Here is a 12,868-nt window from a genome sequence, read left to right as displayed (position 1 = left end):
CCGCGCTAGTCCACCGTCAGCACGATCTTGCCGCTGGTGCGGCCCGCCTCGCCGAGTTCGTGCGCGCGGGCCGCCTCGGCCAGCGGGAACGTCGCCGCCACCACCGGGTGCAGCCGGCCGGCCTCGACGAGGTCCGCGACGGCCTCCAGCGCGGTGTGGTCGGGTTCGACGAGCAGGCCGGTGCCGCGTACGCCCAGGGCGGCGGCCTTGGCGCGGGTCTGGTCGGCGGTCCCGGCGTTGAGGATGCCGACGAGGATCCCGCCGGGGCGCAGCGTACGCAGCGAGCGGTCCTCGTAGTCGCCGCCGATGGTGTCGAGCACCACGTCGACGTCGCGGGCGGCCTGCTCGAAGTCGACCGAGGTGTAGTCGATCGGCTCGTCGACGCCCAGTTCGCGCAGCAGCCCGTGCTTGGCCTCGCGGGCGGTGCCCAGCACGTACGCCCCGCGCGCCTTGGCGATCTGGACGGCCAGGTGGCCGACCCCGCCCGCGGCGGCGTGCACCAGCACCCGCTGGCCGGGCCGCACGTCGGCGGTGTCGACCAGGGCCTGCCAGGCGGTGAGCGCCGCCAGCGGCAGCGCGGCGGCGTGCACGTGGTCCAGCCCGGCGGGTTTGCGGGCGAGCTGGCGCGACGGCGAGGTGACGTACTGGGCGTACGCCCCGGCGGCCATCGGGAAGCGGGGCATGCCGAACACCTCGTCGCCGACGTCGAAGCGGGTCACGCCCGGTCCGATCTGCTCGACGACTCCGCTGACGTCCCAGCCGACCGTGAACGGCGGGTCCCCGAACGCGCCGCCGCGGCGGCGCACCTTCCAGTCGACCGGGTTGACCCCGGCGGCGTGCACCCGCACCAGCACCTCGGTGGGGCGCAGGTGGGGGCGGTCCACCTCGGCCAGGCGCAGCACCTCGGGTCCGCCGAGGGCGTCCTGGCGGATGGCGAGCATGCGTTCGGTCATACCCCCATGATCCTCGCTGGATCGTCCCAGCATGTGCCGACGCGGCCGGGCTGGGCGGGGGTGCCGCGCGGCGGTCGGGCAGAATGTCGGGCGTGAAGACGTTCGAGGAGCTGTTCGAGGAGCTGCAGGCCAAGGTGGCCGCGGGCGACCCGGCCTCCGGCACGGTGAAGGCGGTCCGCGCCGGCGTGCACGCGGTCGGCAAGAAGGTCGTCGAGGAGGCGGCCGAGAGCTGGATGGCGGCAGAGCATGAGGGCCCCGACCGAGCCGCCGAAGAGATCTCCCAGCTTCTCTACCAGACCCAGGTCCTGATGCTGGCAGCCAACCTGTCCCTGAAGGACGTCTACCGACATCTGTAGGTCGCGCCACCACACCCCCTTCCGGTTGATCATGAACTTATGGCGCGGTTCGACGGTGTGTCGCGCCCATAACTTCATGATCAACTCATCGTGACGTGAGCTATGAGATGGGTTGACGAGACAGATGCTGCGTATTGCTGTTCCGAATAAGGGGACGTTGTCCCGGCCGGCTACCGAGATGCTCAAAGAGGCGGGGTATCGGCAGCGGGGGGATGACCGCGATCTGGTCTGCGTGGATGCGGACAATGATGTCGAGTTCTTCTATCTGCGGCCTCGGGACATCGCCACTTATGTGGGGTCGGGGGATCTTGATCTCGGGGTGACCGGGCAGGATCTGCTGGTGGACTCCGGGTCGCCGGTGGCCGAGCTGCTGGCGCTGGGGTTCGCGCGGGCGACGTTCCGGTTCGCGGCGCCGCCGGAGTCGGTGCGTGACCACTCGGATCTGGGCGGGCGGCGGGTCGCCACCGCGTTTCCGGGGGTCGTCGCGCGCTACCTGGACCAGCACGAGATCAAGGCGGACATCGTCAAGCTCGACGGGGCGGTGGAGAACGCGGTGCGCCTGGGCGTGGCCGACGCCATCGCCGACGTGGTCGAGACCGGTGCCACGCTGCGCCAGGCCGGGCTGGTCCCGCTGGGCGACCCGATCCTGGTCTCCGAGGCGGTGCTGATCGGCCGGGTGGACGCCGGGCGCAACGGCGCCGTCGGCCAGCTGCTGCGCCGCCTCCAGGGCGTGCTGGTGGCCCGCCGGTACGTGATGCTCGCCTACGACGTGCGCGCCGACCAGCTCGACCGGGCCGTGGCGCTGACCCCCGGGATCGAGTCGCCGACCGTGTCGCCGCTGCACCGCGAGGGCTGGGTGGCGGTGCAGGCGATGGTGCTGCGCGGCGAGGTGCACCGGATCATGGACGAGCTGTACGAGATCGGCGCCCGCGCCATCCTGGTGACCGACATCCACGCCTGCCGCCTGTGACCGTGCCCACGCACCGCCCGGCCGGGCACCTGCCCGCGCCCGGCCGGGCGGTGCGTGTGCCAGACTCGTCGCGTGACTGACGTGCAGGCTGTGACCTTCCGGCCCCGGCGCACCCGCACCGTGGCGATCGCCGCCGCGGTCGCGGTGGCCCTGCTGTTCGCGGTGATCGGCACCGCGCTGACCACGGTCGGCCACGGCGTGTTCCGCACCGGCGACCAGGCCGCCATGGTCGGGCTGGGCATCGTGTTCGGGCTCGGCATCCTGTCGCTGGCCCGGCCCCGGGTGCAGGCCGACGCGGCGAGCATCCGGGTCCGCAACATCATCGGGGCGTACGAGCTGCCGTGGGGTGCCGTGCGCGCCATCCGGCTGGAGCGCAACCAGCCGTGGCTGAGCCTGGAGCTGGAGAACGACGACACCGTGTCGGTGCTGGCCGTGCAGGCCGTCGACAAGAAGCACGCCCTGGCGGCGATCCAGGAGCTGCGCCGCCTGCACGCCGCGGCCCGGACCGCCTGACCCCGGCGGGGCCTGCTCTCAGCGTGTGTTAACCTTGGCAGGTCGACCTGTGGGCTGTGCCGTGCGAGAGCACCGGTAGGAGTCCACGACAAGCGGGGCGCCTGCTCCCACCCGATCGCCTTGAGCGAGCCGGGTCCGGTCACCTGGTAGGGGCGTTCTCCGTCCTGAGCTCAGGTTGTGCACTTGGCGTGCGCATTGACCGGTCGAGCGGGCCCAGGCATATGCCTGGGCCTTCTGCTTTCGGTCAGACGCCAAGCACGTCCCCGGGTGTGGTCCGAGGGCGTGGAACACGATTTGAGGAGGCCACATCAGCGTCGAGCCACGCATCAACGATCAGATCCGGGCACGAGAGGTCCGACTGGTCGGCCCTGAGGGTGAGCAGGTGGGCATCGTCCCGCTCGAGCGCGCCCTGCAGCTGGCCGCCGACGTCGACCTGGACCTGGTCGAGGTTGCGCCCATGGCACGCCCGCCGGTCTGCAAGCTCATGGACTTCGGCAAGTTCAAGTACGAGAGCGCGCTCAAGGCCCGTGAAGCCCGGCGTAACCAGCAGCAGACGGTCATCAAGGAGATGAAGCTCCGACCGAAGATCGACTCGCACGACTACGAGACCAAGAAGGGTCACGTCGTGCGATTCCTCAAGGCCGGGGACAAGGTCAAAGTGACGATCATGTTCCGTGGCCGCGAGCAGAGCCGCCCGGAGCTGGGCTTCCGGCTCCTGCGCAAGCTCGAGGAAGAGGTCGCCGAGGTCGGTTTCGTCGAGTCGTCGGCGAAGCAGGACGGCCGGAACATGATCATGGTGCTGGCACCGCACCGCGGTAGCAAGGTCGCCGGCGCCCGCAAGGGTGAAGACGGTGCGCTGCCCGAGGCGGACGAGACCGTCGAGACGGTCGTCGAGCCGACGGCGCAGGCCTGACGCCTCGATGAGGCACCAGCCGCCCGGCCCCCGCCGAGCGGCCACTAAGTAACAGGGGAGAACCTCGAGATGCCGAAGATGAAGAGCCACACTGGCATGGGCAAGCGGGTCCGTGTGACCGGCTCCGGCAAGATCGTTCGCCAGCAGACGGGCCTGCGCCACCGCCTGGAGGTCAAGGCCTCCAAGGAGACCCGCAGCCTGAGCGGCACGGTTGAGGTTGCCAAGCCCGACCTCAAGCGCATCAAGAAGATGCTCGGCCGCTGACGCGCGCCAAACGAAACGGGCGGAACCGGTAGCGACACCGACCCACGCCGGTTCCACACGCAGACCTACCAAGGAGAAGACGAATGGCACGCGTCAAGCGGGCGGTCAACGCCCAGAAGAAGCGCCGTACCCTGCTCGAGGCCGCCAGCGGCTACCGGGGCCAGCGCTCCCGCCTGTACCGCAAGGCGAAGGAGCAGATCCTCCACTCGATGCAGTACGCCTACCGGGACCGCAAGGACCGCAAGGGCGACTTCCGGCAGCTGTGGATCACCCGCATCAACGCGGGCGCTCGCGCCAACGGCATGACCTACAACCGCCTCATCCAGGGCCTCAAGCTCGCCGGTGTCGAGGTGGACCGCAAGATCCTCGCCGACCTGGCCGTCAACGACGAGGCGGCGTTCGCCGGCATCGTCGCGGTCGCCAAGAAGGCCGTGACCGAGGCCCAGGCCGCCGCCTGATCCCGGTGACCCAGCACCACTTCCGACCCGGGGATCCGCTGTTCACACAGCGGACTCCCCGGGTCGTTTCCGCGGTCAAACTGCACCGCCGCCGCGACCGGGACAAGGCCGGGCGTTTCCTGGCCGAGGGGCCGCAGGCGGTCCGCGAGGCGCTGGCCGCCGGTGCCGTACGCGAGCTGTTCGTCACCGAGTCCGGCCGCACCCGCCACCGCGAACTGCTGCACGGCGAGCCGTTCTCCGTCGTCACCGACGACGCGATGGACGCCCTGGCCGACACCGTGGTGCCGCAGGGCGTCGTCGCAGTCTGCGACCTGCTCGACATCCCCCTCGACGCGGCGCTGGCCAAGCGGCCGAGGCTCGTCGCGGTGGCGGTCGAGATCCGCGACCCCGGCAACGCCGGCACGGTGCTGCGTACGGCCGACGCCGCCGGAGCCGACGCGGTCGTGTTCGCCGGGGACGCGGTCGACCCGTACAACCCCAAGTGCGTGCGCTCCTCGGCAGGCAGCCTGTTCCACCTCGACGTGGTACGCGCCCCCGACGCCGCCGCCACCCTGGCCGCGCTGCGCGGGGCGGGCCTGCGCACCCTGGCCACCTCCGGCTACGGGGCCGCCGACCTCGACGACCTGATCGACGACGGCTCGCTGGCCGCGCCCACCGCCTGGCTGTTCGGCTCCGAGGCCCACGGCCTGCCCGACGAGCTGCGCGACGCCGCCGACACCGCCGTCCGGGTGCCGATCCACGGCCGTGCCGAGAGCCTGAACCTCGCCGCCGCCGCCGCGGTCTGCCTCTACGCCTCGGCCCGCGCCCACCGCCGCTGACCCCGCCCGCGGCCGCGGGTGCGGCCGTGGGCGGGGCCGCGGGTGGGTGCAGTTTCGGGGAAACTGCACGAATCCCGGCCAAAATTCCAGCACTTTCCCCGAAACTGCACCGCCCCACCCGGCGGGGGCGGGGGCGCGGGGCGGCGAGGGCGGGGCGCGAAGGCGGGTGCGCGCGGCGCGCGGCGGGCGGTATCGTGTGGGGCGTGACAGAGCGCCTCTCCTTTAGTCGGCCCGCCGGTGGCGGGCGGCGGGACTGACTGCGCTCAGCTCCTCTCCTCCTGAGATCCGCACCGGTGGGCTGCGGCGAAGCCGCGCGCGTCGTGGCTGAGCCACGCGCCTAGACTGTCCCGGTTGCCGATCTGGAGTTCTGATGACATACCGTCACGATCCGTACGACCCGAAGCAGGTCGCGATGCTCGATCCCACCGCCCTCGACGACGCCGTCGCCGCGGCGGCCAAGGCGTTCGCCGAAGCATCCGATCTGGACGCACTCGCCGTGCAGAAGGCCGCGCACCTGGGCGACCGTTCCGCGGTGTCGCTGGCCCGCCGCGAGATCGGCGCGCTGCCCCCGGCCGCCAAGGCCGACGCGGGCAAGCACGTGAACCAGGCCCGCACCGCCGTGCAGGCCGCCTACGATGAGCGCCTGGCGGTGCTCGAGGTGGAGCAGGCGCAGCGGGTGCTGGCCACCGAGCGCGTCGACGTGACCCTGCCCTGGGACCGCCGCCCGCGCGGCGCCCGCCACCCGCTGACCACGCTGATGGAGCGGGTAGGCGACCTGTTCGTCGGCATGGGCTACGAGATCGCCGAGGGCCCCGAGGTCGAGCTGGAGTGGGCGAACTTCGACGCCCTCAACATCTCCCCGGACCACCCTGCCCGCGGCCTGATGGACACGTTCTGGGTGCAGGCCGCCCAGTCGGCCACCGGGGCGACGGAGTCCGGTCTGGTGCTGCGTACCCACACCTCGCCCGTGCAGGCCCGCACCATGCTGACGCGCCAGCCCCCCATCTACGTGGTGGTGCCGGGCCGGGTCTATCGCACCGACGAGCTCGACGCGACCCACTCGCCGGTGTTCCACCAGGTCGAGGGCCTGGTCGTGGACAAGGGCATCACCATGGCCCACCTCAAGGGCACGCTGGACCACTTCGCCCGCGCGATGTTCGGCCCGGACGCGCGCACCCGGTGGCGGCCGCACTACTTCCCGTTCACCGAGCCGTCGGCCGAGTTCGACGTCTGGTTCGCCGAGCACCGCGACGGCCCGCGCTGGGTCGAGTGGGGCGGCTGCGGCATGGTCAACCCGAACGTGCTGCGCGCCTGCGGCATCGACCCCGGCGAGTACTCGGGCTTCGCCTTCGGCATGGGTATCGAGCGGACGCTGATGTTCCGCAACGGGCTGAGCGACATGCGGGAAATGATCGAGGGCGACGTGCGCTTCACCCGCGCGTTCGGCATGGAGGTGCACTGATGAAGGTGACCGGCGCTACGCGCTGCCTGCCCCTCCACCACGACGAGACGCGAGGTGCGCGATGAAGGTTGGTCTTTCCTGGCTGCGGGAGTATGTCGATCTGCCCGCCGACCTCACCGCGGCGGACCTCGACCTCGCGCTCAACAACCTCGGCATCGAGGTCGAGGAGATCCACGACCAGCGGCACTCGGTGCAGGGCTCGCTCGTGGTCGGCAAGGTGCTGACCGTCGAGGAGCTGACCGGGTTCAAGAAGCCGATCCGGTTCTGCACCGTCGACGTCGGCCAGGCCAACGGCACCGGCGCACCGCAGGAGATCATCTGCGGTGCCCGCAACTTCGCCGAGGGCGACCTCGTCGTGGTGATCCTGCCCGGCGGCGTGCTGCCCGGCGGGTTCGAGATCGGCGCGCGCAAGACGTACGGCCGCAACTCGCACGGCATGATCTGCTCCGCCGCGGAGCTGGGCCTGTCCGGCGACCACGACGGCATCATCATCCTGCCGACCTCGGTCGACGCGGCGGTCGGCGACGACGCCCGCGCGGTCGTCGGCCTGGACGACATCGAGGTGCACGTCACGGTCACCCCCGACCGCGGCTACCAGATGTCGGTGCGCGGCCTGGCCCGCGAGCTGGCGCACGCCTTCAAGGTGCCGTTCCGCGACCCGGGCCTGGGCGCCGCGCCCGGTGCCACCGCGACCCCGGCCTGGCCGGTGACGGTGCTCGACACCGAGGGCTGCGACCGGTTCGCCGCCCGCCAGGTGCGCGGCATCGACCCGGCCGCGCCGACCCCGGCCTGGATGGCCAAGCGGCTGCTCACCGCGGGCGTCCGCACCCTCGGCCTGGCGATCGACATCACCAACTACGTGATGCTGGAGCTGGGCCAGCCGATGCACGCCTTCGACGCCGACCGGATCACCGGCGGCCTCGTCGTGCGCCGCGCCACCGAGGGCGAGAAGCTGACCACGCTCGACGGCCAGGCCCGCGTCCTCTCCGCCGAGGACATGGTGATCTGCGACGACACGGGGCCCGTGTCGCTGGCCGCCGTCATGGGCGGGCAGACCTCCGAGGTCGTCGACGGCACGGCCAACGTGCTGTTCGAGGCCGCGCACTGGGACCCGACGATGGTCGGCCGGACCGCGCGGCGGCACAGGCTGTTCAGCGAGGCGGCCAAGCGCTGGGAGCGCGGCGTCGACCGGCAGCTGTGCCTGGTCGCGATCGAGCGCGCGGTGTCGCTGCTGGTCGAGCACGGCGGCGGCCAGGCCGGTGCCGACGTCCTCGACATCGACCACGTCCCCGCACCGGTCATGATCTCCATGCCCGGCGACCGGGCCAGCCGCCTGATCGGCGTGGACTACTCCGTGGACCGCGTCGGCGACCTGCTCACCGAGATCGGCTGCGACACGGCCGTGTACGACGACCACGTCGACGTCATCCCGCCGTCGTGGCGCCCCGACCTGCGCGAGACCGCGGACCTGGTCGAGGAGGTGGTGCGCCTGGACGGGTTCGAGAACGTGCCCAGCACGCTGCCGATCGCCCCGCCCGGCAACGGCCTCACCCCGTCGCAGCGGCGCAAGCGGACCGTGGGCCGGGCGCTGGCCGAGCAGGGGTACGTCGAGGTGCTGTCGTACCCGTTCGTCTCCGCCTCGGTGCTGGCGACCCTGGGCCTGCCCACGGACGGCGTGAAGCTGGCCAACCCGCTGTCGGACGAGGAACCGCTGATGCGGACCAGTCTGCTGCCCCCGCTGCTGGCGGCGCTGCGGCGCAACGTCGGCCGCGGTCAGCGCGACCTCGCCCTGTACGAGCAGGGCCTGGTCTTCCTGCCCGACCTGTCGGCCGGCGTCCCGCCGGTGCTGGGCGTGGCCGGGCGGCCCGACCCCGCGCTGTGGGAGAAGGCCAACGCCAGCGTCCCCGCCCAGCCGTGGCGCGTCGCCGCGGTGCTGTGCGGCGAGTTCGAGCGTTCCGGCTGGTGGGGCGCGGGCCGGGCGGCGTCGTGGTCCGACGCCGTGCAGGCCGCGCGCGACGTGCTGTCGGCCGCCGCGGTGCCCGCCGCGTCGGTGACGGTCGCCGCCGCCGAGAAGGCGCCGTGGCACCCGGGCCGCTGCGCCGCGATCGCCGTGGACGGTGTCGTGGTCGGCCACGCGGGCGAGCTGCACCCGGCCGTGTGCACCGCGCTGGACCTGCCCAAGCGGGCCTGCGCGATGGAGCTGGACCTGGACGCGGTGCCGCTGCCGGGCACGACCCCGCCGCCGGTGTTCTCGACGTACCCGCCCGCGCTGATCGACGTGGCGCTGGTGCTGTCGGCCTCGGTGCCTGCGGCGCAGGTCGAGGCGGCGCTGACCGAGGGCGCCGGTCCGCTGCTGGAGTCGGTGCGGCTGTTCGACGTGTACACGTCGGAGCAGCTCGGGGCCGACCAGCGGTCCCTGGCGTACAAGCTGACCTTCCGGGCGCCGGACCGGACGCTGACCGTCGAGGAGGCCGTCGCCGCGCGCGACGCCGCCGTGGCGGTCACGGCCGAGCGGTTCGGCGCGGTGCTGCGCGGCGCCTGATGTTCATCCCCGAACTGATCGCCCCGAAGCGGGTCATCGCCGGACGCGAGTTCGACTTCGACCGCGAGGTCGCGGTCATGGCGGTGGTGAACCGGACCCCTGACTCGTTCTACGACCAGGGGGCCACGTACGCGCTGGACAAGGCGGTCGCGGCAGTCGATGCCGCGGCCGCCGCCGGCGCGGACTGGATCGACATCGGCGGGGTGAAGTTCTCGCCCAACGACGGCGAGCTGCCCGCCGAGCAGGAGCTGTCGCGGGTGCTGCCGGTGGTGCAGGCCGCCGTCGCGCGGCACCCGCACCTGGTGATCAGCGTGGACACGTTCCGCGCCGACGTCGCGCAGGCGTGCCTGGAGGCGGGCGCGCACGTCGTCAACGACACCACCGGCCTGCACGACCCGGCGCTGGCCGACCTGGTCGCCCAGCGCCCCGGCACCCAGCTGATCATCACGCACAGCCTGGCCAAGCCGCGCACCCACTTCCCGAAGCCGCAGTACGCCGACGTCGCGGGCGACATCGCCGCGTTCCTGCGGGCCCGCGTCCAGGTCGCCCTGGACCGGGGGGTACGGCCCGAGCAGATCGTCATCGACCCGGGCCACGACCTGAACAAGAACACCTTCCACACCCTCGAACTGACCCGGCGCATGTCGGAGATCACCTCGATCGGCTACCCGTGCCTGGCCGCGGTGTCGAACAAGGACTTCGTGGGCGAGACGCTGAACCGCCCCCGCGAGCAGCGCCTGTCCGGCAGCCTCGCGGCCGCGGTCGTCTGCGTCATGGAGGGCGCCCGCATCGTGCGCATGCACAACATCCCCGAGTCCGTCGACGCGGTGCGCATGACCGAGGCGATCATGGGCTGGCGGGCGCCGGCGTACACCGTGCACAACATGTGAGGACGTCGATGCGCAGGCTGTGGCCCGTACCGGAGGAGGAGCTGGACCAGCGGGGGCTGCTCGCGGCCTATCCGCGCGGCGGGCAGCCGGTGGTCCGGCTCAACATGGTGTCGTCGCTGGACGGCGCGGCGACCGTGGACGGGCGCTCCGGCGGGCTCGGCAGTCCGGCCGACCAGGCGCTGCTGGGGCTGCTGCGGGCGCAGGCCGACGTGGTGCTGGTGGGGGCGGGGACGATCCGCGCCGAGGGGTACACCGGAGCGCTGATCGGCGACGCCCTGGTCGCGCTGCGGGAGGCGGCCGGGCTGGCGCCGCATCCGCGGCTGGCGGTCGTCAGCGGCCGCCTCGACCTGGACCCGGCCGTGCTGACCACGTCCCCGGTGCGGCCGCTGCTGGTCACCTCCGCCGAGGCTGTGGTCCCCGCGGCGTTCGCGGAGGCCGCCGACGTGGTGCGGGCCGACGGACCGGCGGCGATGGTGGCAGGGCTTCGGGGGTACGGGCTGGCGCAGGTGCTCTGCGAGGGCGGGCCGAGGCTGGCGGGGCAGTTCGCGGCGGCGGATCTGCTGGACGAGGTGTGCCTGACGGTGAGCCCCGTGCTGGCGGGGCCGGGGGCGTCGCGGATCGTGGCGGGGGAGTCGGGGACGGCGCCGCGCCGCCTGGAACTGGCCCACACCCTCACCGACGGCACCCACCTGTTCCTGCGCTACCGCCGCCCATAAACGTTGGCCTATCTCATCGACTTTGATCTACGTCCAGTCGATGAGATAGGCCAACGTTTATGAAGAAGCGTCGGTCGGCGCGGCCGCGTGGGTTACGCGGTGACCGGGTCAGGGGTGGCGGGTGCGGGGGCGGGGCCGTGCAGGCTGCGTACCCCGCGTGACGCGATCATCGCCAGCACCACCACCGCGTTGATCCCCGCCGCCGCCAGCAGCGCGTTCGACGTGCCGATCGCCGCGGCGGCCGGTCCGGCCGCGATCTGCCCCAGCGGCACCGCCAGGATCGAGCCGAGGATGTCGTACGCGTACACCCGCGCCAGCCGGTCCGCCGGGATGTGCTGCTGGAGGGACATGTCCCAGGCGATGCTGAACTGCTCCACCGCCGCCCCGCTGAGGAACCCGACCACGACCAGCGCCGCCAGCGACCCGGGCCACTCGGCCAGTGCCACCAGGAACACCACCTCGGCGAGCATGCACACGCATCCGACCAGCAGCGGCCGCCGCAGCTTGAGCCGCAGCGCGACCAGCGCCCCGGCGACCATGCCCGCGGTCACGGTGGCCAGCACCACGCCCCACCCGGAGCGCCCGACGGTGCCGTCCGCGACGACCGGGCCGAGCACGTAGAAACCGCCGACCCAGGTCGCGTTGAGCACCATGAACGCCAGCACGATGATCCACACCCAGCTGCGCGAGGTGAACTCGGTCCAGCCGACCCGCAGCTCGGCGAGGACGCCGTCGCGGGGCGCGGTGCGGTCGCGTACGTCGGTGACGCGGACCAGGGCGAAGAACAGGGCGCTGACGGCGAACGTGGCCGCGTCGGCGACCAGGCCCCAGCCGGGCCCGGCGGTGGCGACCAGTGCCCCGCCGAGCGCGGCGCCGCCGATCATCGCGCCGTTGCCGGCCAGCCGGTTGAGCGCGTTGGCCTGCTGGAGCAGGTCGCCGGGGACGGTCTGCGGCATCAGGGCGGCGGTGGCGGGCAGCGAGAACGCGCTGACCATGCCGTTGACCGCGCTCAGTGCCATCAGCAGCGGCACGGTGGCCGAACCGGTGAGGACGAGTGCGGCGACGGCGGTCTGGGTCGCGGCCGCCATCAGGCTGGAGCCGACCATGACCAGGTGGCGGGGCAGGCGGTCGGCGATGACGCCGCCGAACAGCACGAACGCGACGTTGGTCAGCGAGCGGGCGCCGACGACCAGGCCCAGGTCGCTGGCCGAGTGGGTCAGGTCGAGCACGGCGAAGGCGAGCGCGATCGGCGCGACGGCGTTGCCGAGCAGGCTGATCAGGCGGCCGAGGGCGAGGTTGCGGAAGGCGGAGTGGCGCAGGGGTGACAGCGCGGCGGCCAGGGTCATCGGTCTTCCATCCGGAACAGGGCGATCGTGGCGCTGACGTGCAGCGTCCCGGGGGTGTGGGGGCGTTGGGCGATACGGTGCAGGTCGTCGGCGGCCGCGGCGACGCGGTCGCGGATCTCGCGCCACTGGTCGGGGTCGACCCACAACTCGGCGTCGGTGAGGAAGTTGGCTCCGCCGGGGATCATGGCGCGGGCGCGGCGTTGCAGCTCGGCGGCGAGCGCGGCGTAGACCAGCCGGGCGCCGTCGGGGTCGGGCGCTCGGTCGGGCCGGCCGGGAGGCCTGTTCAGCTCGTGGTCGTGGTCGTACCGGTAGCGCTTGGCGCGGCCGCCGCGCACCTGCTCCTCCCCGGCGGTGGTGATGGTGCCGCTGGCAAGCAGCAACCGCAGGTGGTAACTGGCGTTGGCATGCGTGATGTCCAGCTCGCGGGCGACCTCGGCGGCGCTCATCGCCGCGCCGGTGAGCAGGGACAGCATGCGCAGCCGGATGGGGTGGGCGAAGGCCCGCAGCCCCTCGGTGACCTCGCGCAGGGACGGTTCGTCGAAGACGTCGTCCGTGTCTCCCAAAGACATGTTGGGGAGTCTAGGAGCGGGCCGGGCGACTGTCAAAGAGTTGTTGGGGAGTTTCCCGGCGCGTCGCTCCTGGTTCGGGCAACCTGGGCCCGGCATCC

At 72.5% G+C, this 12,868-nt stretch carries 14 protein-coding genes; 11 read left to right on the top strand and 3 right to left on the bottom strand.

Annotated features, from left to right (window positions below; genetic code table 11):
* Positions 1 to 5: 5 nt before the first annotated feature.
* Positions 6 to 953: an NADP-dependent oxidoreductase gene (locus tag Cs7R123_RS29000; protein ID WP_244872210.1), complete on the bottom strand. Its 948-nt coding sequence runs from the start codon at positions 951 to 953 to the stop codon at positions 6 to 8.
* Between the two features lie 92 nt (positions 954 to 1,045).
* Here Cs7R123_RS29000 and Cs7R123_RS28995 point away from each other — a divergent pair, with 92 nt between their 5' ends.
* The 11 genes from Cs7R123_RS28995 (at position 1,046) to Cs7R123_RS28945 (ending at position 10,855) form a co-directional block, all read left to right on the top strand.
* Positions 1,046 to 1,309, top strand: a complete 264-nt coding sequence (locus Cs7R123_RS28995) for a phosphoribosyl-ATP diphosphatase (protein WP_244872209.1) — start codon at positions 1,046 to 1,048, stop codon at positions 1,307 to 1,309.
* Between the two features lie 124 nt (positions 1,310 to 1,433).
* The gene (gene hisG / locus Cs7R123_RS28990; protein WP_212831080.1) at positions 1,434 to 2,279 is read left to right on the top strand and encodes an ATP phosphoribosyltransferase; all 846 of its coding nucleotides are present in this window, start codon (positions 1,434 to 1,436) and stop codon (positions 2,277 to 2,279) included.
* A 72-nt stretch (positions 2,280 to 2,351) separates the two neighbouring features.
* Complete coding sequence (locus tag Cs7R123_RS28985; protein WP_212831078.1) at positions 2,352 to 2,792, top strand: PH domain-containing protein; 441 nt, start codon at positions 2,352 to 2,354, stop codon at positions 2,790 to 2,792.
* Positions 2,793 to 3,117: 325 nt separating this feature from the next.
* A complete protein-coding gene (gene infC, locus Cs7R123_RS28980; protein WP_212834611.1) occupies positions 3,118 to 3,705 on the top strand; it encodes a translation initiation factor IF-3 in 588 nt (195 codons plus the stop codon).
* Between the two features lie 69 nt (positions 3,706 to 3,774).
* Positions 3,775 to 3,969 (top strand): 50S ribosomal protein L35, encoded by a 195-nt coding sequence (gene rpmI / locus Cs7R123_RS28975; RefSeq protein WP_212831077.1) that lies wholly within the window; start codon positions 3,775 to 3,777, stop codon positions 3,967 to 3,969.
* Between the two features lie 83 nt (positions 3,970 to 4,052).
* Complete coding sequence (gene rplT / locus Cs7R123_RS28970; protein WP_212831076.1) at positions 4,053 to 4,427, top strand: 50S ribosomal protein L20; 375 nt, start codon at positions 4,053 to 4,055, stop codon at positions 4,425 to 4,427.
* Entirely contained in the window at positions 4,424 to 5,245 is an 822-nt protein-coding gene (locus tag Cs7R123_RS28965; protein ID WP_374707096.1) for a TrmH family RNA methyltransferase, read from the top strand. The genes rplT and Cs7R123_RS28965 overlap by 4 nt, the downstream gene beginning before the upstream one ends.
* 370 nt (positions 5,246 to 5,615) lie before the next feature.
* Positions 5,616 to 6,707, top strand: coding sequence for a phenylalanine--tRNA ligase subunit alpha (pheS, locus tag Cs7R123_RS28960; RefSeq protein ID WP_212831075.1), 1,092 nt, complete (start codon positions 5,616 to 5,618; stop codon positions 6,705 to 6,707).
* A gap of 61 nt (positions 6,708 to 6,768) precedes the next feature.
* Positions 6,769 to 9,249: a phenylalanine--tRNA ligase subunit beta gene (pheT, locus tag Cs7R123_RS28955; RefSeq protein WP_212831069.1), complete on the top strand. Its 2,481-nt coding sequence runs from the start codon at positions 6,769 to 6,771 to the stop codon at positions 9,247 to 9,249.
* Positions 9,249 to 10,139 (top strand): dihydropteroate synthase, encoded by an 891-nt coding sequence (gene folP / locus Cs7R123_RS28950; RefSeq protein WP_212831067.1) that lies wholly within the window; start codon positions 9,249 to 9,251, stop codon positions 10,137 to 10,139. Before pheT ends, folP begins: the two co-directional genes overlap by 1 nt.
* An 8-nt stretch (positions 10,140 to 10,147) precedes the next feature.
* Positions 10,148 to 10,855: a dihydrofolate reductase family protein gene (locus tag Cs7R123_RS28945; protein ID WP_212831066.1), complete on the top strand. Its 708-nt coding sequence runs from the start codon at positions 10,148 to 10,150 to the stop codon at positions 10,853 to 10,855.
* A 92-nt stretch (positions 10,856 to 10,947) separates the two neighbouring features.
* Here Cs7R123_RS28945 and Cs7R123_RS28940 read toward each other — a convergent pair whose 3' ends face one another.
* Both Cs7R123_RS28940 and Cs7R123_RS28935 read right to left on the bottom strand, forming a co-directional pair.
* Entirely contained in the window at positions 10,948 to 12,201 is a 1,254-nt protein-coding gene (locus Cs7R123_RS28940) for an MFS transporter (protein WP_212831063.1), read from the bottom strand.
* Complete coding sequence (locus tag Cs7R123_RS28935) at positions 12,198 to 12,770, bottom strand: transcriptional regulator (RefSeq protein ID WP_212831061.1); 573 nt, start codon at positions 12,768 to 12,770, stop codon at positions 12,198 to 12,200. The genes Cs7R123_RS28940 and Cs7R123_RS28935 overlap by 4 nt, the downstream gene beginning before the upstream one ends.
* Positions 12,771 to 12,868: the final 98 nt, after the last annotated feature.

This window comes from Catellatospora sp. TT07R-123, assembly GCF_018327705.1.
Taxonomy (GTDB): Bacteria; Actinomycetota; Actinomycetes; order Mycobacteriales; family Micromonosporaceae; genus Catellatospora.
This window is presented reverse-complemented; position numbering and strand designations above follow the sequence as displayed.